Here is a 22,355-nt window from a genome sequence, read left to right as displayed (position 1 = left end):
CTTTTATGGGATAAAATGAAATAGTTACATGCCACATAAATAAATTAGGAGTGATCATGAACAGATCAGATTTAGTAGAACGAATTGTTAACTGGCGAACACACCTCCCTGTTCAACTAGTTGATGATTCAGTTAGAGATATCATTGAACAGATCGCTTTAGCTATGGAAAGTAACGATCGTGTGGAAATTAGAGGTTTCGGCAGTTTTAGTTTGAACTATCGAGCTCCACGTAAAGCAAGGAATCCAAGAACTGGTGGTAATGTTGAAGTGAAACATAAATATATACCTCACTTCAAACCAGGTAAAGAATTACGTGAAAGAGTAAATAATGCTGCAAACGCATAATCTTTAAATTTTACACTTATAAAAAAGCCTTTGAGTTGAATCAAAGGCTTTTTTATTTTAATTAGCTTAATTTCTATCATTTAGTCGTACTTACTTATTTAAACAACCTTTACCATTTATCATTAAGGAAAAACCAGTCAACGTTATGTTGATTTAAATCGTTAACTCCCTCTTTTAAAATATGCAATATTCCGAATAATTTCATTAAATTTCATCAAGATTAATGATTAAAATGGAACAAAGATCGAAAAATTCAACATCAATTATTTTTTTATAATATCAAGTGATAGGCTTATATTGTTCAATATAAAGATGGTAAATATTAGTGCAGAAAATTTGTTCTTTGGATTTAATGGCTATCATGTTTTCATTAGGTTGTCTGCCATTACTATTTTTGCCACACTTGTTGTCTGATTTAAATTGGTATTTACTTGCCTTTATCTTGTTTTTAGTTGTGTTAATCGTTCCTGTTAATTTTCGTTGGTATTTATCTGTTTTTGTTGTATTTAGTTTAGGTTTTTTGTGGTCAACTGCTTATTCTAAGCAATATTTAACAAACATTTCCCCCTATATTGATAAAACGCTAGTTGTTCACGCCAAAGTAGTTAATATCAATACTCATCAGAGAGCAACGTTCATCGAACCTTATTACTTGCCATTTTCTATTTTTTCTATTTCAGATGTTACGCTTGCAAATGATATTCCGATTTCGGTTTACTGGGATAGGCTAGAGCACCCTAAATCTGGGGAAATTTGGCAATTGACACTAAAAACAAAAGTTGTACATGGGTATTTAAATAATGGAGGATTTGATAGCCAACGCTTTTCGATAGCAAACCGTAGCTTATTATCGGCTAAATTGGTTGATGCTAAGTTATTAAATAATAAATCTGACTTAAGACAAGATATTACTGATTTGGCTCTACCTTATATCGATTTATTTAGTTATAAAGGTATTTTGCTAGCCCTTGCTTTTGGTGATCGTTCTCAATTAGATGACGTGCATCGTATGGTAATGATGCAAACAGGTATTGCTCATTTAATGGCTATATCTGGTATGCATATTTTGATTGTTTATGGGCTTAGTTGTTTTTTGGCTAAAGCCATACTGTTTTTTATTCCAAAGCGTTTTATCTATTTTTTTGTACCAATTATAATAGGGTGGTTATGTGCATTTTTTTATGCATGGTTAACAGGTTTTAATCCGCCAACTTTGCGAGCTATGGTTGCTTTGTCAATTTGGATCTATTTTCGTTATAAAAAATATAAAATAAGTTCATGGCAAAAAGTTAATCGGATCATTGCGTTGTTATTATTATTTGATCCATTGATGATTTTATCTGAAAGTTTTTGGTTATCTTGCTATGCAGTAATAACTTTAATTTTTTTGCATGATTGGGTGCCGCTTTCCAAAGCAGTAAGGTTTAAAAAACGTTGGTATATAATTAGGATATTGTATTTGCAATGTGGGTTAACCTTATTGCTGCTTCCAATTCAGTTTTTTGTTTTTCAAGGTGTTAGTGGGGTTTCGATTTTAACAAATTTAATTGCAATTCCTGTTATTTCATTAGTTACATTTCCTACCATTTTATTGGCGTTAATATTTAGTATTTTTGATTGTTTTTTTATAGCATTATGGTTTTGGCTAATTGCTGATAAATCTCTAGAATGGCTATTTTTGAGTTTAAATTGGCTTAATCAATTATGGATTAACATCCCTTCAGATTTTTATTTATTAGGTCTTTTAGGTTGGTTAACTGTAGTGATAATCCGTACAGGAGTTTGGCAACGCTTTAGCATTACTTTGCTCGTAATTTTGATGATACTGGTTACCCCTTTTTTTAAACAGCAACACTATCGTTGGCGGTTAGACATGTTAGATGTAGGTCATGGATTAGCTATCGTTATTCATGATGGTAAGTCTGCAATTTTGTATGATACAGGAGCTAAGTGGGAAAAAAGTTCCGCTATGGAAAGGGTTATTATTCCTTTTCTACAATGGCATAATTTGAATGTACAAGGTATTATTATTAGTCATCAACATAATGATCATGTTGGCGGTTTGAAATTACTTCAACTTATTTATCCTAAAGCATGGTTAATGAGTTCGTCTTCTGATTTTAATAATGATTATCAATGCTTAGCGGGTAATAGTGTTATTTGGAATGATCTGACGTTTAATGTGCTGTGGCCTAATCAGCTGGTTAGCGATGCTCAAAATAAGGATTCCTGTGTGGTGCAAGTTACCGATGGACGTTTTTCTGTATTGTTAACTGGAGATCTAGAACGTAATCAGGAATATCAGTTAGTTACTAAATATCGAAATCAGCTAACATCCACTATTTTACAAATCCCCCATCATGGTAGTAGTACATCATCAACTTATACATTTTTAAATCATGTTAAACCAGTAAAGTCTTTGGCGTCTACATCTCGTTATAATCCTTGGAAACTCCCCTCCAATAAGGTAATGGCAAAGTATAAAGATTTACAATTAGACTATTATGTTACTGCTAGAACAGGCCAAATAAGTCTTTTTTTTGATAAACAAACATGGAAGCTAAAAACCATGCGAGGTGAAATTAAACCAAGATGGTATCATGATTGGTTTGGTAGTTTACCAAATTATGAGTAAAATAGGCTATCGTTTGCTATAGGCAACTATAATAATTGTTATATTGAGATATAAAACAATTTTACTAAATGTAATTGAGTGATGTTAAAGTTATGATTGAAAAACTGTGGTATGGTAAAAATCGTTTATTTTGGTTATTCATACCATTTTCTTTATTATATGGTTTGATTGCTATTTTCCGTCGCTTTTTATATCAAGTTGGTATTTTAAAATCTTGGCGATCTCCTGTACCAATTATTGTTATTGGCAACTTATCTGTTGGCGGTAACGGTAAAACGCCACTAGTTATTAGTTTAATTGAATCGTTAAAACAGAAAGGATTACAGGTTGGAGTTGTTTCACGAGGATATGGTGGCAAGGCTGATAACTATCCGCTTATTTTAGATAATACAACCACAACCGAACAAGCAGGTGATGAACCTGTACTTATTTATCAACGTACTAATGCTCCCATTGCTGTCTCACCTTATCGCTCAGAGGCTGTTCAAGCGTTATTAAAGCAGTACCAATTAGATGTTATTTTGACTGATGATGGTTTACAACATTATGCTTTAACACGTGATATTGAAGTGGTAGTGATTGATGGAAAGCGCTTATTTGGTAATGGATGGTGGATGCCAGCAGGGCCAATGCGAGAGCATGAAAGTCGATTAAAATCGGTTGATCTTATCGTCATTAATGGTGATAGCGTAAATAATTTAGCGCAGCAGTATCCTAATAAAACCTTTACTATGCAATTAATGCCATTGTATGCAGTGAATTTACTTACTCAAGAAAAAAGAGCGTTATCTTCGTTGTCAAATATATGCGCTATTGCAGGTATTAGTAATCCAAAACGTTTTTTTGATATGTTAGTCAAAATGCAAGCGGATGTGGTCGAAACCGTTTCTTTTGCCGATCATCAAAAATTTACTTTACCGTTGTTAAATAATGTTGCACGTAATAAACAAACACTTTTAATGACTGAAAAAGATGCAGTTAAATGTAGACAATTTGCTCAACAAAATTGGTGGTATCTGCCCATCGATGCGGTAATACCTGTGCAAGTTATTGATCAAATCTGTTTATTACTAGCTGAGACTAAATCCCAAGAGAAGAAAAAATGAAAGATATTCTATTAAACGCACTTGCTTGTCCTAAATGCCATGGCCGATTGCAATATAATGCTACTAATCAGCAGTTAATTTGTCATGCAGATAATTTAGTTTATACAGTTAAAGATAACATCCCTGTGTTGCTAGAATGTGAAGCTAAACCACTTAACCAATCTGAATGTATTCAAGAATAAATAATAAGGTCTTAATTATGAACTTTTCGGTTATTATTCCCGCTAGGTATGCCTCGAGCCGTTTACCAGGTAAGCCACTAGCGGATATTCATGGTAAACCTATGATTGTTCGTGTGATGGAGAAAGCAAAAAAATCATCAGCTAATCGAGTGATTATTGCAACAGATCATCAACAAGTTTATGAAGTAGTCAAAGAGTATGGTGGTGAAGTCATTCTTACTAGTGACAAGCATAATTCTGGTACAGAAAGACTGGCAGAGGTGATAAATACTTATCAGTTTACTGATGATGAGGTTATTGTTAATGTTCAAGGGGATGAACCTTTAATACCGCCTGTTATTATTAATCAAGTGGCTGAAAATTTAGTGCAATATAAAACGGGAATGGCAACGTTAGCTGTGCCAATTGATTCTGTTGAAGAAGCATTTAATACTGGTGCAGTTAAAGTTGTGACAGATAAAGATGGTTATGCGCTTTATTTTTCAAGGGCTACCATACCTTGGGAGCGCGATCGTTTTGCGAAATTAACTGAACAGTTAAAACCATCAAGTATCGGTAATTTTTATCTTCGTCATATTGGTATTTATGCTTATCGTGCTGGCTTTATTCGTCAATATATTAAATGGGCGCCATCAACGCTTGAACAAATTGAAATGTTAGAGCAATTAAGAGTACTTTGGTACGGTGAAAAAATTCATGTCGCTGTGGCAAAACAACCTCCTGCAATTGGTGTCGACACTTTAGAAGATTTAGAAAAAGTAAGGACGTTATTTAAGGAGTAAGCAATGGCAAACTTTACTGGTTTTACCCAAGCTGGACTTAATTTTTTACAAGACGCTTGGATTAATAACAGCAAACCGTGGTTTGAAGAACATCGTGCTATTTATGATAACGATTTAGTTAAACCGTTTAGGCTTTTGGTTGAACAATTAACACCAGAGATGCTCAAAATTGATGAGTGGTTTGAAACTCGTCCTGCTATTGGTAAAACGATTTCACGTATACATCGAGATACTCGTTTTTCAAATGATAAATCACTTTATCGTAGCCGATTATGGTTAACATTTAAACGACCAAATAAAGATTGGAAAGAAGCGCCCGCTTACTTTTTTGAAATTAGTCCATGCAGTTATCAATATGGACTTGGCTATTATTGTTCATCAAAACAAACGATGGATATCTTTCGAGACGAGATTCTTAACGATACTAAGAAATTTTTAGCAATAACACGTTGCGTCAAAAAACCATTTGAGCTTGTTGGTGAAAGTTATAAACGCCCATTAATTAAAGAGCAGGACGAAAAAGTTGCAACTTGGTATAACCGTAAAAATATTGCGGTTATGGTGACAAGTAATCATATTGAGGATGTGTTAAATAGCGATTTACCCGATAAACTGGTTAAAGGTTTTAAACAGCTAGTTCCGCTTTATGATTATTTAATGCGGGTAGAAATGATTAAAAACATACCAACTCTTTAGTTTTGTTGAGTTGGTGTTTAATATTAAATATTAGGAAAATTCAATACAATTTCTTTAATACCATTAATTATAAATTGAGTTCCAACACAAACTAATAAAAAGCCCATAATTCTTGAGGTGGCTTCAATGCCACTTTTTCCCATAAAGCGCATTATGCTACCTGCACTGCGCATACAAAACCAAAGGATAATACATAACAGTAAAGGCACTAATATCGAAGCAGTATAAACAACCCAAGTTGAAACGTCATAACCTCCACTTTTTACTGTTGATGACATGCTTATTATCATTGCTATAGTTCCGGGGCCTGCTGTACTTGGCATGGCGAGAGGAACAAAAGCGATATTATTTGAGATCTCTTTCTTTTTTGCATCTGCTTCAAGAGTTTTGTGTGATGGTTGTTGTGGAAATAACATTCTAAAACCAATAACGCCAACAATCATGCCACCAGCAATGCGTAATCCGGGAATCGATATGCCAAATGTGCTCATCACTAGTTGCCCACAATAAAACGATACAACCATAATTATAAACACATAAATACAGGTCAATTTTGATTGGTAATTCCGCTCTTCATTGGTCATATCACCCGATAGACCTAATAACAGTACCACAGTGGTTAAAGGATTCGTTAAAGGAATAAATAAAATTAAACCAAAGCCGACAGTTTGTATAAGTTCCAACATAGATTTATTTTAAATCCAACAAAATTTGCAGCTAAGTATAATTGAAATAATCAAAAAAGGATATATGGGGGTAGTTGTAATTCGGTATCGGATTTTATTACCATGTTTGAAAAAATTGTAGGCACTACGCTGATAATTATAGGTCTAATATTAGTAGAAATAATGTCAAGCGTGAATTATTTTTATGCATTAGTAGATAAAATGTAATATCAAATTAAGGTTTGAAAGGAGTAATATTCGACTCCTTTCATTAAATCAAATTGAACTTTTAATACTTAAAATGGAATATCATCATCAAAATCCATTGGTGGCTCTGGTGTTGCTGCTGGTTGCGCTGGTGTATTTTGTGTTAGAGGACGAGATGGAGCCACTGGTGCAGATGAAGAATTATTAGCACTTTGTCCCCAATTTTGTGAACCATCGCCCATGTTTTCACCACCATTGCGTGTTCCTAGAATTTGTAAAGTACCACCAATTGGGTTTACTACAACTTCAGTTGTATAACGATCTTGTCCTGACTGATCTTGCCATTTTCGAGTTTGTAATTGCCCTTCAATATAAATCTGGGAACCTTTTTTTAAGTATTCGCCAGCAATTTCAGCTAATTTACCGAATATAACAACGCGATGCCATTCAGTGCGTTCACGATATTCATTGGTTTGTTTATCTTTCCATGATTCTGATGTTGCTATGCTAATATTCGCAACTGCATTACCATTAGACATATAACGAACTTCGGGATCTTGACCTAAATTACCAACTAAAATGACTTTATTTATTCCTCTATTGGCCATTATTAACTCCTAAACATTACATAAGTATTTTAAGCTACATATTGTAACATGAGACTGTAGTAATATCAGCGAATTTAATTCAATAATGGAATTTTGTTCTCATTTTATAAAGATATAGAAAGATTGGTTTAAACATAGGAATTTGTTGCCATAGCGAGTATAATACCAAGCATTTGTTAATGTGATGTTCTAAAACATTTTTCCTATAGGAGGCCTTATGATTAATACGTTTGGATTAAAAAACAAACAATTAGTAAAAATTAATGAAGGCGACATAAATGATGCAACTTGGATTGATTTAATTGAACCAGAAGAAGCTGACCGAGATTTTGTTTTAACACATTTAGGACAAAACTTAGCAACTAGTATTGAACTTGACGATATTGAAGCGTCAGCTCGTTTTTTTGAGGATAACGAAGGTTTACACGTCCATTCTTTCTTTTTTTATGAAGATGCTGAAGATCGTGCTGGCAACTCAACGGTAGCTTTTACAGTGCATAATGGTCGTTTGTTTACACTACGTGAGCGAGATTTACCAGCATTCCGTTTGTATCGTATGCGATCGCGCTATCAAGGCATGAACGATGGGAATCCTTATGAAGTGTTACTTGATTTATTTGAAGTTAAAGTTGAGCAGTTAGCAGATCAAATTGAGAATATCTATAGTGAACTCGAAGAATTAAGTTTAATTATTATGGATCGCTCAGCTCAAGAGCATTACGATGAAGCTATTACCTCGTTGGCTGAACTTGAAGATACCGCATGGAAAGTTCGCCTTTGTTTGATGGATAGCCAACGTGCGGTTAACTATTTAGTTCGTCGAGCTAAAATGCCAGTAGATCAACTAGAGCAAGCACGTGAAGTTATTCGCGATATTGAATCGCTTGTTCCACATAATGAGTCATTATTCCAAAAAGTAAACTTTTTAATGCAAGCTGCAACCAGTTTTATCAATATTGAACAGAGTCGAATTATCAAAATTTTCTCGGTTGTATCTGTTGTGTTTTTACCCCCAACGGTAGTTGCTTCAGCTTATGGTATGAATTTTGAATTTATGCCAGAATTAAAATGGGAATATGGTTATCCGTTTTCATTACTATTAATGTTGCTAGCTGGCGTTGCTCCTTATATTTATTTTAAACTTAAAAAGTGGTTGTAGATTTATTGATTTAAATTGAGTTTTTATTCGATAGTTTTTTAATATATTAGATGAAATTCTTATCGTACTAACTGCTTAGGATAATTTAATATAATTATTAATATCAGCAATATACTTTCATCGATTGAGGGGCAAAACTTATTATTTTAACTAAAAAGAATTAATTTATCATAAAGGAAGTAACATGAATCAATATGCACTTGTCACCGATATTGGTGGAACTAATGCTCGATTTGCGCTTTATAATTTGGCTACAAATGAGTTATCAGCAATAACTAAAGTTCTTATTGCAAAGGATGATGTATTGCTAACATTAATTAAAAATTACTTACAAGCCCAATCAGTTACCATAAAAATGGCTTGTATTGCAATTGCCTGTCCGATTAATGATGAAGATGTAATTAGCATGACAAACAATGATTTGTCATTTTCACGCTCTGAATTAGTTAAGGAACTTGATCTTGACAAACTAGAAGTAATTAATGATTTTACAGCAGTATCAACTTCAATTCCTAAATTATCTAAACAAAATCTTGTTCAGATTGGTGGCGATGAACCTGATTTAGATTATCCAATTGCAATTTATGGTGCAGGTACAGGGCTTGGAGTGTCGCATTTAATTAAAGTTAATGGACGTTGGATTAGTTTGTCAGGAGAAGGGGGGCATACAGAGCTTCCAATGATCAGTGATGATGAAGACCGTATTTTAATGCAACTTCGCAAAAAATTTGGACGTGTTTCTACCGAGCGGTTTTTATCAGGTAATGGTATTGTTAATATTTATCAAGCGTTGTTACAAATTAATAATCAACCAGTAATAGAGATCACACCCGACATTATTGTTGAGAAAGCTCTATCTAAAAGTTGTCCACTTTGCTTACAAACTTTAACCTATTTTTGTACTTTTATGGGGCGTTTTGGAGGTAATTTGGCATTAACACTTAATACACAAGGTGGTGTTTATATTGCTGGTGGTATTGTGCCACGCTTTATTGAGTTTTTTAAAACATCTCCATTTAGAGATGCTTTTGAACATAAAGGTCGTATGTCCTATTTAGTCAAAAAAATTCCTGTTTATGTAATAACACATGAAGATCCAGGCTTGTTTGGTGCAGGTGTTTATTTACAAAATTGTCTTAATAAATAGTATTAATGGGTAAAGGTTTTATTCTATGATGTGGTGTTATATTTACCGAAGTACCAAAAAAGAGAACTGCTATCTATATATGGAACATGAAAATGATTTTTCAACGATTCCTGAAAAAGTAATGTCTATTTTTGGTTCTCCTGTTTTTGTCATGAAAGTATTGCTTGACGGTAAACGAAAATTTGTAGTTGGTACCGCCACTGAAATAGAAGAAAAAATTAAAACTGATGGATTTTTCTTACAAATGCTAAAAGAAGATGATTTCAAAGTATGATTGAGCCATTTTGGGAATATAAGACATTAGCTCAGATGAGTGATGAAGAGTGGGAACAGCTCTGTGATGGTTGCGCTCAATGTTGCTTAAATAAATTGATGGACGAAGATACAGACGAGATCTTATATACTAATGTTGCTTGTAATTTGCTTGATTCCAATACTTGTCAATGTAAACATTATAATAGACGTTTTGATTATGAACCCGACTGTATCAAGTTGACTCGTGATAATCTCCTTACCATTGAATGGTTACCTTTAACCTGTACTTATCGTTATTTTTCTGAAACAGGACAATTGCCTCATTGGCATCCGCTTATTACGGGCAATAAAAAGCTTATGCATAAGCTGAAGATATCGGTTAAAAATCGGATTGTTTATGAAAAAGATGTGATTTGTTGGGAAGACCATATCATTTAAAATAGGGAGCTACAGCTCCCTTTTGATTTTAATTTAAAGCACAATCCATAAATATCCAAATACATCAATAGCGAGCATATTTAAAAACATTAAAATAAATACAAAAATCATAAATGAGATATCAATCATTCCAAGCGGTGGCACAATACGGCGAATTGGTGCTATAAGTGGTTCAGTTAATTGAGCAAGTAATTCATCTGCGTTTGATTGTCCACGACTAACCCAACTTAGAATAGCTCGAAATAGTAATAACCAGAATAATAAATGCCCAAATGCGTGAGCCATGGCAGCAATAGCATAAAGTAGGTATTTACTAGCCCAAATTGATTCATTAATCATTCCATAGTAGGAAATAAAAATAATTTTGATGACTGCAATAAAGTATAAAAGAACCCATGTAGCGGTATCAATTTGCTTAATAGATGGGATGACTTTGCGTAATGGACCGATAATAGGTTGAGTTATTCGTACGATAAATTGGGTAAATGGGTTATAGAAATTTACACGCACACGCTGCATCCATAAACGCAAAATTAAAACATAGAGACATACCGTTAAGATGGTATTACCTAGAAAATAAAGCGATGTCATTTAAGACTCCTTAAAATAAACTATTCGGGCAATATATCACAAATACTGTCTTGCTCCAAAGATCGCTGTACCTATTCGAACCATAGTGCTACCAGCAACAATAGCAGCTTGCATGTCGCCACTCATGCCCATGGATAATGTATCCATAAATGGATAATCAGTTTGTAAAGAACGCAAAAGTTCGTGCATTTTGTTAAAGACGTTTAGTTGTTTGTCAAAATCATTTTCAATTTCTGGGATCGCCATTAATCCACGTAAATTTAAATTGGGTAGTGTTATAATTTGTTTTGCTAAATCAGAAACTTGTTCAGGATCAACCCCAGACTTGCTGGCTTCTTTACTAATATTAACTTGAATAAGTACATTTAAGTTTTCCATATTAGCTGGGCGCTGATCATTTAAACGTTGAGCAATTTTAAATCGATCAATGGTATGCATCCAATCAAAATGTTCGGCGACTAATTTGCTTTTGTTCGATTGTAATGGACCAATAAAATGCCAAGTTAATAAAGTATTGGGAAGAGCTTGTTTAAAATACTGGATTTTTTCAATGCCTTCTTGAACATAGTTTTCACCAAAAGATAGTTGACCTGCATCTATCGCTTGTTTGATTAAGGTTACTGGTTTTGTTTTACTGACCGCAATAAGTTCTATTGTATTGGAATCTCGTTCGCATTTTTTTGCTATTTCTTGAATTGTGCTTTTTATAGTAAGTAAATTGTCACGTACTGTATTCATATTAATTCCCAATAAATAAACTAATAGGTAAAATATAATGTTAAAATCAATGTTGTCGCTTAGTGTAACGCAAAAAGCATCCGATTTGCACCTTTCAAGTGGTGAAGTTGCACGCATTCGCATTAATGGACAATTACAATGTGTATCAAACAAAAAGTTATCGCCGTTGGATTTAGAATCTGAACTATTAGCGCTACTTAATGAATCACAAAAATTACAATTACAGCAAGATAAACAAATTGATTTAGCCTATCAATCTCCTGAAATAGGTCGTTTTAGAGTCAATATTTTTTATCAACAGCGTGGTATTTCGGCGGTGTTTCGAATCATTAAAAACCATATTCCTGATCTAGCTGAAATCGGTGCCCCCGAGATTTTCAAAAAGCTAATAACGCACGAAAGCGGTATTATTTTAGTTACTGGAACAACAGGAAGTGGTAAATCAACGACACTTGCATCATTAATTGAATATATTAACTCAACTCAATCCAAGCATATTATTACTTTAGAAGATCCTATTGAGTTTATTTATCATAATCAACATTCATTAATTCAACAGAGAGAACTTACAAATTTTGACTATGCACTTGATAGCCTTTTAAGGCAAGATCCTGACATAATATTGCTTGGGGAATTGCGTAATAAAAAATCTATCCAAACTGCATTAACAGTAGCAGAAACAGGGCATTTAGTTTTTGCTACGTTACATACATGCTCTGCTATTCAAAGTATTAATCGTATTATTGATGTATTTGATGAAAGTTCGCGTAACTTTATTCGCACACAATTATCAAATAATTTAAGAGCAATTATCAGTCAAAAGCTAATATTAACAAAAAATGGGCGTAAAGCGTTGTTTGAAGTGCTTATTAATACTCCTGCTGTCAGTAATTTAATTAATGAAGGCAAAATTAAACAAATTATTTCCCTTATGCAGACGGGGCGACAACATGGTATGCAAATTATTACGGATCAATAATTACTGAAATTGAAATAATGTTTAATCATAAACTAATTTTATTTATTTACCTGTGACTACAAACGAATGGCAAAGCGGAAAGAGTGATACAAACTTTGAATTGAGATATGACATAATCAGCAAATATTTATCGATTTAAAAGATAGAATACAAAATCTTAAGCGATTTCAGGAAAAGCACCTTATGAGTTTTTAGAGGAATATTTTAACCATAAAGTATAAACAACTCAGTGCTTTTCTAAGATTTACATTTTTTTACAAAAAATCCGCCAAAAAACTAGCCAACTATTTCTTAAACGGCTATACTTTCATCGCTTTAGAAAAATGAGCTTATTAAATAAGCGAATAAACATAAAAATTCAAATAAAACAAAATATTACTTGACACGAGGAACGTAATGCATTATCATTTTAGGCACAAGGCACAAGGCACAAGGCACAAGCAAACCTATGTCTTAAATTTATCAAATAATCCTATTCGACGAGTTTTTACACGAAACTTATTTATACCTTCCAAATTATTTCTCAACGAATTATCGAAATTATCGCTCAAATCACCTAAAACAGCTTTGCTAGTATTAGCATTGTTATTATTGTCATCTTCATCGAATTTACAGGCATTGAATGGTAAAATAGCTCGAGCGGATAATCGTAGTGATGCAATAATTTTGCCTTCATCTATGTTTGTCAACTATGTAAGGCCGTATCTATCTGAACGTTATGATGTTGGTAAATATGCAGGCCCAGTTGACATATGGAATCCTAGTAAAGGCTTCTTAGTTCAATCAACCAATCCTGAATCATACAACCTAAATTTCCCGACTACAGGTGCGGATAATTTATATTTTGATTTATTCATAAGTGGAGTAGATATAAATGAATTGACATGGGAACCCGTTACTTTGGGGGGAATTACTGCAACAGTGACAAATGTTGTAGCTAAGGATTGGTGGCTTCCTTATGAAGATTGGGGACAAGTTGTCGCCCGTGTTAAGCTAACAGGTCCAGAGGCAATAAATCAACGCTTCAATCCGAATCCTAGTCAAATAGCTAAGCCACAGTTACCGCAGACGTTTGAGTTAGTGGGTAGAGATATTAATACCGGTGATGAGGTAGTAAAATATGGATTTGTGTTAAAGCAGTGGTTCGTCAATCGGGAGCTGCAAGGGGGCATTTATAGTGACCAGTTAGCATGGTGTAATAGTTTGGGTTATCGAATGCCACGGGTAAGAGATTTAACCAATTCAAACTATAATAATTTAGGTGCAACACCTAGTTCATCAGGTGATCATTACCAGCGTAACATAGGCGCTGGCTTTTTCACGGAGTGGGGCTTCATGAACGGCTACTCTGATGCGCTATTCATCGGCGCCTACTACTGGACGAGCGACGCTACAGGTAGCCGCCAGTTCTATGTCAGCTCGTACGGCGGCGTCGTCAACAACTACCGTCCCGGCAACACCCGCTATGGCCTTTGCACCGCACCTTAGCTTTTAGCGTTTAGTTCTTAATCCTTAGGGCGCGGAAGGGGGTTACGGTGCTTGAGAGGATAATATAACAAAGAATAAAGCCCCCGCACAAGTTGGGGAGCTGAGCAGGCAAAGCTAGCACTTTAATGACTAAAAGCCAAAACAACGCCTGTCCGATATGACTTAAAAGCTTGCGCTTTTGTTATTAACTAGCTGTTATTAACAAGTTTTTATTAATAGCTATTATCAAATAACAAAAGTGCTTTTCTTATTTCTTAAAAAGCCAAATTCAACGTAATAAAAAACTAGCTTATAAGTGTATGATTCTATTTAAAAATAATAAGAAAAACCTTAATAAAATCAATAGTCTACCTGAACAATTTTGAGCAAAATAAACGCCCACAATATTGCCATAATATCGTAAAGTTCATATGCCTGCTTTATCCTAGTACCAAAATGTGCCCTCAACTAAGCTAGGTTGTTAGTACGATAATTAGGGATTGATAAATTGGGTTTTATTAGGTAAATAGAGGTTAGTACAAATTTGAATATCTTACAAGGCGAATATTATGGATAATATGAGTAACTTTAAGTCAGCTACATTTTTCAGACAATCCACTATAACTATTCTTACTAAACACCCTTTGCTAAAAGGTCGAAGGTAGTACATAATATGTGGTTAAAAATTAGATAAAAATAATTAGTAATAAGAATTATTGTTTATGGGGTGGAAAATGGGGTTAGTAAAGCATTTAGTTGTATTTAGCCTGCTGTTAGCATTAGCTGGTTGTGATAATAAAGACGCTGAACAAAACACAGGCGCTGAACAGGCAGAAACGCAATCAGAAACAAAAGTTATTGATAATAATACAACCGCTGATATTAGCAATCCAAGTGATGACAACGATATCGTACAAGATGAATCGTCAAAACTAGCCTTTAACCCCACACCAGAATTAGTTGAAAAATATCACGGTAAAGAATTAACTGTTATTGATAGTTCAGAGGTCATTATTGATGGTTCAAGTACTTTAGTTATTACCTTTTCGGTTCCTTTAAATCCTAAACTCAATTTTTCTAATTTGCTTCGCTTAGTTGATCGCCAAACGGGTAATGTTGACGGAGCTTGGGAGTTGTCGGATAACGGATTAGAATTAAGACATCGCTATCTTGAACCAAATCGTCAATTAGAACTCACCATTGATAAAATGTTAGCAGGCATTAATGGCAGTAATTTAGGTTGGGTTTATCAAACTAAAATTAAAACCCAAGATCGTAAGCCAATGGTTGGGTTTGCTAGTAGTGGCTATTTGTTGCCAAGCAAATCAATGAGCGGTTTGCCTGTGGTTACTCTTAACGTTGATAAGGTTGATGTTAACTTTTTTAGAATTAAGCCTGAAAAGCTGTCCGATTTTATTGCTGGTTATGGTTTTATTAAACAATTATCAAGTTGGGACTCTAAGGATTTTCAACAGTTTGCTGATTTAGTTTATACCTCTCGCTTTGATTTAAATCCAAAACGTAATTCGCAAGAAACAGTATTACTAAATTTATCATCTATTTCACCATTGCAACATGATGGTGCTTATTTTGCGGTGATGAGTAAAGCGGGTAGCTATGATTATTTAAATCCTGCGTCTTTATTTTTTGTCAGTAATATTGGCGTTTCGGTGCGTGATTATCATTATGGTTATTTGACGATCATGACGCATGCTTTAGATGATGGTAAACCGCTTTCAGGCATTGATGTATCGGTGTTATGTAGCAAAGGGGCGCGCGATAGCAATAAGGGCTGTAGAACGATTTCAACAAAAACCGATGAAAACGGTTATGCCGACGTAATGTTGCCAGATAATATGGAATATGCCTTGCTGACAGCAAGCGATGGCAAGCAAATTTCTTTGGTTGATTTGGAACATGGTGCGTTGAATTTAAGCGAATATAATTTAACGGGATCTCCTTCTTATGAAAAACAATTATTTGCTTTTGGTTCTCGCGATTTATATCGTCCAAAAGAGACAGTCTATTTTAATGCACTTTTGCGTGATGCCGATGGTCAGCCATTGCCTGCTCAACCGATTGTGGTTGATGTTATGTCGCCCGATAATTTAGTGGTTGACAATTTTACGGTTAAAGAAAATGCAGATTCAAGCGGTTTGTATCAATGGAAATATGTTATTCCAGCAAGTGCGGCAACTGGTAAATGGGCGTTTCGTTTTGATGTAGGTAATATTGGTTACCATTATGCTTATTTTAATGTGGAAGAGTTTTTGCCAGAACGTATGGGGATGGAAATTACAACCGCGTCAAATAATCCGATTCAGTTTGATAAACGCATCAACTTTGACGTTAAAGGTTGGTACCTTTATGGTGCTCCAGCCGCAGAAAATACTTTAGATGGTCATATTTATCTTAAAAAAGTTGATTCGATTCCTCAACTTGCTGATTATAACATTGGTGATGTAACTAACAGTAATAAGGTTAGTCAACTTGATAATGTTGAGACGACTTTAGATAAAAACGGAAATGCGCAAGTTGTAGTTGATACTAGCAATTGGGGTAAATTGAGTTCGCCAGTTAATGTGGTTTTACAAGCAAGTTTGCTTGATTCTGGCGGTCGCCCTGTGACTCGTTATGCAAGCCAAGCGATTTGGCCAAGCGTTCAAATGCCAGCTGTGCGGGCGTTGTTTTCTCAATTGCCTTATTATGATTGGTCGACAGATCGCTATGAAAAAAGCCCAACGGTTGATAAAGGCGATAATGCTGAGTTTGAAGTCGCTTATGTTGACGTTGAGGGCAATAAATTAGCAACAAAGAACTTAAAGGCAAGGATTGTTCGTGAGCGTCGTAATTACTATTGGAGCTGGTCTAGCGATTCAGGATGGCATCAAGAGTACAATTCGAGTGAATTTGTTGTGCAAGAGCAACCGCTTTCTATTGCTGAAAATGGTACTGCTAAAGTTTCTTATCAAACCAATGATTATGGTTTTTATCGTATTGAGGTGGTTGATACTAAAAGTAATGTGATAAGTAGCATACGTTTTAGAAGTGGTTACAATTGGGAAGATAATACCAACGGTACTAATTCTGTTCGCCCTGATCAGGTTAAATTAAGTCTTGATAAGACGGCTTATGCAGTTGGTGATACTGCAAAAATTCATGTTCAAGCTCCTGTTGCTGGTTCTGGTTATATTTCGCTTGAAAATAATAATGGTATATTGTGGAAGAAAAATATTACCGTTGATGATAATGGTCTTGATGTTGAAATTCCAATTGAAAATTGGAAATGTCATGATATTTATATTAATGCGATGATTATTCGTCCATCAACCGATGCCGCGGTGCAGACAATTAAACGAGCTATTGGTTTGCTTTATCTACCAATTGATACTTCTGATCGTCAATTAAATGTCAATATCGAAGCACCGAAAAAGACAGAGCCTGAAAAAACCATTCCAATTAAAATTAAATTGGATAAAAAATCAATCCAGAAAGATCGTAAGGTAACGGTGTTGGTTTCGGCTGTGGATTCTGGCGTGTTGAATATTACCAATTTTGTTACCCCTGATCCTTATAGTGCGTTTTTAGGTCGTAAACGTTATAACGTCGATATTTATGATGTTTATGGTAAGTTGATTGAAGGTAAAGGTCGTAATGTCAATGTGAGCTTTGGTGGTGATGCAATGCTTGGTGCTAGCGCTAACGGTAAAAAACCATCAAATGATGTCAATATTGTGGCTCAGCAATTGCAAACCATTAAGCTAAATGATGATGGCGAGGGCGTTGTTGAGCTTGCTTTGCCTGATTTTAATGGTGAATTGCGCATAATGGCACAAGCGTGGGATGATACACGTTTTGGTAAGGCTGAGCAAACTATGCTAGTTGCCTCGCCAGTCGTTGCTGAATTATCGACACCGCGCTTTTTATCGGGTGGTGATCAGGCTACCTTGGCACTAGATCTAAATAATTTAACCGAAAAAACACAAACAATGCATGTTGATGTTTCGACGGATGGTTTGATTCATCAAGATTCATCTAAAGTAACAACATTAACATTAAATAGTAAGCAAAGACAGATTATTCAAGTGCCAATCATGACCGATTATGGCTATGGGGAAGGTTCTGTTACCATTAATGTTAAGGGTATTTTGTTAGAAGATGGTTCTGAGTATCAGCTCAAACGATCTTGGAACATTGGTGTTAGACCAGCTTATGCTGCAACTACACAATATTATTCCATGGCAATAAATGGCGGTGAAAGTTGGTCGTTGCCAGAAGGTAGTCTTGTTGATATGATTGATAATACCGTTGAGGGTAAATTAGTTGTATCAAATCAGCCTCCGCTTAATATTGCTCAGTATATTAAAGAGTTATTTGCTTATCCATATGGTTGTTTAGAACAAACTGTTAGTGGTTTAATGCCATCGTTATATGCAAACCAAGAGCAGCTTTCTGCATTGGGGATTAAAACTGAATCAGATGACAAACGACGTGAAAAAGTACAACTAGGTATTTCGCGAATTTTATCAATGCAACGTAATAATGGTAGTTTTGGTTTATGGAGCAAAGACAGTGCCGAGGAATATTGGTTAACTGTGTATGCGACTGATTTTTTAATCCAAGCAAGTGAGCGTGGTTATAATGTCAATAATAAAGCGCTTGATGCCGCAATTACCCGTATCAGCCAATATACTTATGATGCCAATGCATTTAATAGTTTACAAAGCTACTATGAAAATTCACAAGTAAGCTATTATACGCAATTTGCAACTAAAGCTTATGCTTTAGCCGTGTTGGCAAGGCAAAATAAAATCACTGTGACTATGCGTAATGAAATTAATCGGATGTATCAACAGATCACTGAGAGTGATTTTAAGGTATTGTCACCATTACCAGTTGCTCAGTTAGCGCTTTCCGCCAAGCTAGCTGGTTTTGATAATATCTATAATAATTTGATGCCTCAAGTATTTACAACAAGTTACGATAATCGCTATTCTTGGTTAGGCGAATATGGTAGTGCTATTCGTGATAATGCATTAGTTTTATCTTTATTGGTAGAAAATAATTTAAGTGTTGATAAGCAAGCTGATTATTTAAATCAGTTATCTGATTTGCTTAATGATACTCGTTATTTTTCAACTCAGGAACTTAACGCATTATTTGTGGCTGGTTGGTCATTAGAACAACATAAATCTTCACATAAATTTAATGTTGTGATCAGCGAGCAGTCAAATGAGGTTGATTCGACTTTATCACGCTCTTTTGATTTTGCTAATTTAGCCAATAAATTAACGATTTCTAATCCAGAAAATGCACAACCACTTTATATTAAATTTACCGTTTCAGGCTATGGAAAGAAAGCGCCAACACCAACGAGTGATGAAAATATTTTAACTATCAATCGTTCTTATTACGATTTGAAAGGTAACAAAATTCAACCTGATCACTTGAAAGTGGGTGATTTAGTGGTGGTATTATTGGATGTTCAAGCACACAAAGAAGAAGTTCACGATGCGTTAATTGTTGATTTTTTACCTGCTGGACTTGAGTTAGAAAATCAAAATCTCACAAATAGTAGTGTAAGTTTACAGGCAATACCGGAACTTGCCAATTTGTTGAAAGATGAAGATAGCAATGATATTAAATATCAAGAATTCCGTGATGATAGATATGTTGCAGCTGTTGATATTAATCACTATGTGAGCGATGGTACTTATCGATCGCGGGTTGCTTATTTAGCTAGGGCTGTAACAGCAGGTAATTATATGATTCCATACCCTTATGTTGAATCTATGTATCGCCCCGATCGGTTTGCAATTGGTCAATCAATTGACTTAATGTCTATTGTTGAGCGCAATGTAGAGCCCAATGAACCTAAACAACAATAACTAGTATGTATTAATTAAATTTGATTTTTAAAATGTAAACAAATTGATTATCCGCTAACAATTGTTAGCGGCATCTATTTATACTGAAACATATTATACTGAAACATATTATACTGAAACATAGTGTTACCTGAAACTTTTTGACAAAATGAAAAAGCGCCTACTTAAAATTCTGGCTTTCTTATTTTTTTCTATCCTTTTGTTATTAGGTGGTTTTTTTGTTGCCGATTACTTTTATCCTTTATCAATAACAAAAAATAAAACGACACAAACAATTCTTGCGCAAGATGGTACGCCTCTGTGGCGATTTGCTGATGAAAATGGTGTTTGGCGGTATCCTATCAAGTTAGATGAAGTCCCCAATGATTACCTTGATGTGTTATTAAATTATGAAGACCGCTATTTTTATGATCATTTTGGTATTAATCCTGCCTCTTTATTGAGAGCAACTTGGCAAAATGTCACCAATAAAAGAATTATTTCAGGTGGTAGTACTATTTCGATGCAGGTTGCAAGGTTACTTTATCCTCACGATCGCACCATGGTAGGAAAGTTACAACAAATATTTCGAACACTACAACTTGAATTACATTTTACAAAAGATGAAATTTTAACTTTATATATTAATCGAGCTCCATTCGGTGGGACAATCGAAGGCTTAGGGGCTGCTAGTTGGTCATATTTTGGTAAAGCACCCAAAGCTTTAACACGTAGTGAGGCAGTTTTATTGGCTGTATTGCCACAAGCTCCCAGTCGTTTGCGTCCTGATAGGTACCCCGAACGAGCCAAACAAGCACGAGACAAAGTTTTAGCAAGATTAGCCCAATATCAGGTATGGTCACCTGATATTATAGAGCAAGTTAGAAAAGAAGAAGTATGGGTTTACCCACGTAAAAAGCCACAATTAGCTCCTTTATTAGCTCGAAGATTAAGTCAACAATATCCTGATGTTAATATTATTCGATCAAATATCGATCTTTCTCTTCAGTATAGTCTTGAAGATATTGCTGCTAATCGTAAAAATCAGTTACCTCCCAAAAACTCACTAGCTATTTTAGTTGTTGATCATACGGATATGTCAGTAAAAGGCTATGTTGGGTCGGTTGATTTTAACGATAAAGAGCGATTCGGTCAGGTCGATATAATAAGCTCGCTTCGATCTCCTGGATCGACATTAAAGCCTTTTATGTATGCTTTAGCGATTGATGACGGCATGATTCATTCTGAATCGTTATTGCAAGATACACCTAGAATCAGTTCTGATTATCGACCTACTAATTTTGATGAAGATTTTTATGGACCAATAAGCGCCTCAGATGCATTAAAGAATTCATTAAACTTACCTGCTGTTGAGTTAATTGAGCTTTATGGACCAAAACGATTTGCTGGCAAGCTGTTTAGTATTGGCTTACCGCTTCAATCAAAAGGTAATGATCCTAATATATCGTATATATTGGGCGGTGCGTCATTAAGAATGGATAATTTAGTTAGCGCATATAGTGCCTTTGCCCGCCATGGGCAAGTAAGCCCATTACGATTTACGCAAGCAGATCCTTTACTCAGCAAACCATTTATTAGCGATGGAAGTGCATGGATCACAAGACAGATGCTAGTTAATAATTATCAGCTTGCCTATAAAACAGGTACTAGTTATGGATATCGTGATGCATGGGCGATTGGGGTCAATCCTCGCTATTTGATTGGCATTTGGGTCGGTCGTCCTGATGGAACGCCCGTTGTTGGTCAATATGGCAGTATTACAGCGGTGCCGATACTACAACAAGTTAACGCGTTATTATTAAATAAAGAGCGACGAATAAATCGTCCACTTCCCTTAGTAACTAAACCGACAACAGTAACCTTAGAAAAAATTTGTTGGCCATCAGGACAAAAGTTACTGGCAACTGATGAAAACTGCCATCGTCAAAAAAATGCATGGATATTAAATAATATGATACCTCCAACACTTGATACTCTAACGGCACTTAATAATAATATTTATCGTTCAGGGTGGGTGACTATTTGGGTAAATGATGCCGGCAAACGAGTGTCAGCAGACTGTAGCAATGCTCATAAAAAACAGGTTGCACTTTGGCCAATAGCTTTAGAAAATTGGCTACTACCCAAAGAACGTCGACAATCGCTAATTCCTGAAGTTGATAATCATTGCCCAGTGTTTGGTAAAGATATCTTTTTGCCACTCAATATTATTGGGCTGCAAGATAAGCAATTAGTAAAACGATTACCAGGACAGCAAGATGTCACTATCGATCTAACTCCACAAGGTGGTGTTGGTGACAAATGGTGGTTTTTGGATGGTAAACTTATTGAGAAAACGTATGGTGATCAAAAGGTAGCTTTGACGGTTACTCATAAAGGTTTACATCATCTATTATTATTAGATCAAAGTGGACAAATTTCACGAATGACATTTACCCTTGACTAAACCAACAAGGAGCAAACCT

General features: G+C 35.0%; 18 protein-coding genes. 14 read left to right on the top strand and 4 right to left on the bottom strand.

The window, feature by feature from the left end; translation table 11 throughout:
- Positions 1-56: 56 nt before the first annotated feature.
- The 6 genes from ihfB to A9G25_RS05120 all read left to right on the top strand — a co-directional run bounded on the left by ihfB (position 57) and on the right by A9G25_RS05120 (position 5,748).
- The gene (ihfB, locus tag A9G25_RS05145) at positions 57-347 is read left to right on the top strand and encodes an integration host factor subunit beta (protein WP_034912930.1); all 291 of its coding nucleotides are present in this window, start codon (positions 57-59) and stop codon (positions 345-347) included.
- A gap of 352 nt (positions 348-699) precedes the next feature.
- A complete protein-coding gene (locus A9G25_RS05140) occupies positions 700-2,982 on the top strand; it encodes a DNA internalization-related competence protein ComEC/Rec2 (protein WP_065626047.1) in 2,283 nt (760 codons plus the stop codon).
- A gap of 92 nt (positions 2,983-3,074) precedes the next feature.
- A complete protein-coding gene (gene lpxK / locus A9G25_RS05135; protein WP_065626046.1) occupies positions 3,075-4,088 on the top strand; it encodes a tetraacyldisaccharide 4'-kinase in 1,014 nt (337 codons plus the stop codon).
- Positions 4,085-4,270 carry a Trm112 family protein gene (locus A9G25_RS05130; RefSeq protein WP_034912919.1) on the top strand — a complete coding sequence of 62 codons (186 nt, stop codon included), beginning with the start codon at positions 4,085-4,087 and terminating at the stop codon, positions 4,268-4,270. The genes lpxK and A9G25_RS05130 overlap by 4 nt, the downstream gene beginning before the upstream one ends.
- A 17-nt stretch (positions 4,271-4,287) precedes the next feature.
- Positions 4,288-5,052, top strand: a complete 765-nt coding sequence (gene kdsB / locus A9G25_RS05125; RefSeq protein ID WP_065626045.1) for a 3-deoxy-manno-octulosonate cytidylyltransferase — start codon at positions 4,288-4,290, stop codon at positions 5,050-5,052.
- Between the two features lie 3 nt (positions 5,053-5,055).
- Positions 5,056-5,748, top strand: coding sequence for a DUF2461 domain-containing protein (locus A9G25_RS05120; RefSeq protein WP_065626044.1), 693 nt, complete (start codon positions 5,056-5,058; stop codon positions 5,746-5,748).
- A 23-nt stretch (positions 5,749-5,771) separates the two neighbouring features.
- On the opposite strand, the gene A9G25_RS05115 is transcribed toward A9G25_RS05120, so the two are convergent.
- Both A9G25_RS05115 and A9G25_RS05110 read right to left on the bottom strand, forming a co-directional pair.
- The gene (locus A9G25_RS05115; protein WP_065626043.1) at positions 5,772-6,434 is read right to left on the bottom strand and encodes a MarC family NAAT transporter; all 663 of its coding nucleotides are present in this window, start codon (positions 6,432-6,434) and stop codon (positions 5,772-5,774) included.
- 275 nt (positions 6,435-6,709) lie between these two features.
- On the bottom strand, positions 6,710-7,228 hold the full coding sequence (locus A9G25_RS05110; protein ID WP_065626042.1) for a single-stranded DNA-binding protein: 519 nt from the start codon (positions 7,226-7,228) through the stop codon (positions 6,710-6,712).
- Positions 7,229-7,445: 217 nt separating this feature from the next.
- On the opposite strand from A9G25_RS05110, the gene corA reads away from it, so the two are divergent.
- The 4 genes from corA to A9G25_RS05090 all read left to right on the top strand — a co-directional run bounded on the left by corA (position 7,446) and on the right by A9G25_RS05090 (position 10,227).
- Positions 7,446-8,387 (top strand): magnesium/cobalt transporter CorA, encoded by a 942-nt coding sequence (gene corA / locus A9G25_RS05105; protein ID WP_065626041.1) that lies wholly within the window; start codon positions 7,446-7,448, stop codon positions 8,385-8,387.
- Positions 8,388-8,571: 184 nt separating this feature from the next.
- Complete coding sequence (locus A9G25_RS05100; RefSeq protein WP_065626040.1) at positions 8,572-9,534, top strand: glucokinase; 963 nt, start codon at positions 8,572-8,574, stop codon at positions 9,532-9,534.
- Positions 9,535-9,559: 25 nt separating this feature from the next.
- Positions 9,560-9,808 (top strand): YcgL domain-containing protein, encoded by a 249-nt coding sequence (locus tag A9G25_RS05095; protein ID WP_081296761.1) that lies wholly within the window; start codon positions 9,560-9,562, stop codon positions 9,806-9,808.
- The gene (locus tag A9G25_RS05090; RefSeq protein ID WP_065626039.1) at positions 9,805-10,227 is read left to right on the top strand and encodes a YcgN family cysteine cluster protein; all 423 of its coding nucleotides are present in this window, start codon (positions 9,805-9,807) and stop codon (positions 10,225-10,227) included. Before A9G25_RS05095 ends, A9G25_RS05090 begins: the two co-directional genes overlap by 4 nt.
- Positions 10,228-10,260: 33 nt before the next feature.
- On the opposite strand, the gene A9G25_RS05085 is transcribed toward A9G25_RS05090, so the two are convergent.
- Together A9G25_RS05085 and A9G25_RS05080 are read right to left on the bottom strand one after the other, a co-directional pair.
- Positions 10,261-10,818 (bottom strand): YggT family protein, encoded by a 558-nt coding sequence (locus A9G25_RS05085; RefSeq protein WP_065626038.1) that lies wholly within the window; start codon positions 10,816-10,818, stop codon positions 10,261-10,263.
- A gap of 36 nt (positions 10,819-10,854) precedes the next feature.
- Positions 10,855-11,556, bottom strand: coding sequence for a YggS family pyridoxal phosphate-dependent enzyme (locus A9G25_RS05080; protein ID WP_065626037.1), 702 nt, complete (start codon positions 11,554-11,556; stop codon positions 10,855-10,857).
- A 37-nt stretch (positions 11,557-11,593) separates the two neighbouring features.
- Between A9G25_RS05080 and A9G25_RS05075 the strand changes: the two genes are divergently transcribed.
- From A9G25_RS05075 to pbpC, 4 genes are all read left to right on the top strand, one after another.
- Complete coding sequence (locus A9G25_RS05075) at positions 11,594-12,535, top strand: type IV pilus twitching motility protein PilT (RefSeq protein ID WP_065626036.1); 942 nt, start codon at positions 11,594-11,596, stop codon at positions 12,533-12,535.
- 396 nt (positions 12,536-12,931) lie between these two features.
- Positions 12,932-14,023 (top strand): hypothetical protein, encoded by a 1,092-nt coding sequence (locus A9G25_RS05070; RefSeq protein WP_065626035.1) that lies wholly within the window; start codon positions 12,932-12,934, stop codon positions 14,021-14,023.
- A gap of 713 nt (positions 14,024-14,736) precedes the next feature.
- Complete coding sequence (locus A9G25_RS05065) at positions 14,737-19,890, top strand: alpha-2-macroglobulin family protein (protein WP_065626034.1); 5,154 nt, start codon at positions 14,737-14,739, stop codon at positions 19,888-19,890.
- A gap of 148 nt (positions 19,891-20,038) precedes the next feature.
- A complete protein-coding gene (gene pbpC, locus A9G25_RS05060; RefSeq protein ID WP_065626033.1) occupies positions 20,039-22,336 on the top strand; it encodes a penicillin-binding protein 1C in 2,298 nt (765 codons plus the stop codon).
- Positions 22,337-22,355: the final 19 nt, after the last annotated feature.

The sequence above is a fragment of the Gilliamella sp. Bif1-4 genome (genome assembly GCF_001690535.1).
GTDB classification, from domain to species: Bacteria; Pseudomonadota; Gammaproteobacteria; order Enterobacterales; family Orbaceae; genus Gilliamella; species Gilliamella bombi.
This window is presented reverse-complemented; position numbering and strand designations above follow the sequence as displayed.

Coding starts and splice junctions, on each gene's coding strand:
- A9G25_RS05100 (WP_065626040.1), top strand. CDS start 8,572: ATGAATCAATATGCACTTGTCACCGATATTGGTGGAACTAATGCTCGA.
- A9G25_RS05080 (WP_065626037.1), bottom strand. CDS start 11,556: ATGAATACAGTACGTGACAATTTACTTACTATAAAAAGCACAATTCAA.
- A9G25_RS05115 (WP_065626043.1), bottom strand. CDS start 6,434: ATGTTGGAACTTATACAAACTGTCGGCTTTGGTTTAATTTTATTTATT.
- A9G25_RS05130 (WP_034912919.1), top strand. CDS start 4,085: ATGAAAGATATTCTATTAAACGCACTTGCTTGTCCTAAATGCCATGGC.
- A9G25_RS05120 (WP_065626044.1), top strand. CDS start 5,056: ATGGCAAACTTTACTGGTTTTACCCAAGCTGGACTTAATTTTTTACAA.
- ihfB (WP_034912930.1), top strand. CDS start 57: ATGAACAGATCAGATTTAGTAGAACGAATTGTTAACTGGCGAACACAC.
- corA (WP_065626041.1), top strand. CDS start 7,446: ATGATTAATACGTTTGGATTAAAAAACAAACAATTAGTAAAAATTAAT.
- A9G25_RS05095 (WP_081296761.1), top strand. CDS start 9,560: ATGATGTGGTGTTATATTTACCGAAGTACCAAAAAAGAGAACTGCTAT.
- lpxK (WP_065626046.1), top strand. CDS start 3,075: ATGATTGAAAAACTGTGGTATGGTAAAAATCGTTTATTTTGGTTATTC.
- A9G25_RS05140 (WP_065626047.1), top strand. CDS start 700: ATGGCTATCATGTTTTCATTAGGTTGTCTGCCATTACTATTTTTGCCA.
- A9G25_RS05065 (WP_065626034.1), top strand. CDS start 14,737: ATGGGGTTAGTAAAGCATTTAGTTGTATTTAGCCTGCTGTTAGCATTA.
- kdsB (WP_065626045.1), top strand. CDS start 4,288: ATGAACTTTTCGGTTATTATTCCCGCTAGGTATGCCTCGAGCCGTTTA.
- pbpC (WP_065626033.1), top strand. CDS start 20,039: ATGAAAAAGCGCCTACTTAAAATTCTGGCTTTCTTATTTTTTTCTATC.
- A9G25_RS05075 (WP_065626036.1), top strand. CDS start 11,594: ATGTTAAAATCAATGTTGTCGCTTAGTGTAACGCAAAAAGCATCCGAT.
- A9G25_RS05085 (WP_065626038.1), bottom strand. CDS start 10,818: ATGACATCGCTTTATTTTCTAGGTAATACCATCTTAACGGTATGTCTC.
- A9G25_RS05070 (WP_065626035.1), top strand. CDS start 12,932: ATGCATTATCATTTTAGGCACAAGGCACAAGGCACAAGGCACAAGCAA.
- A9G25_RS05110 (WP_065626042.1), bottom strand. CDS start 7,228: ATGGCCAATAGAGGAATAAATAAAGTCATTTTAGTTGGTAATTTAGGT.
- A9G25_RS05090 (WP_065626039.1), top strand. CDS start 9,805: ATGATTGAGCCATTTTGGGAATATAAGACATTAGCTCAGATGAGTGAT.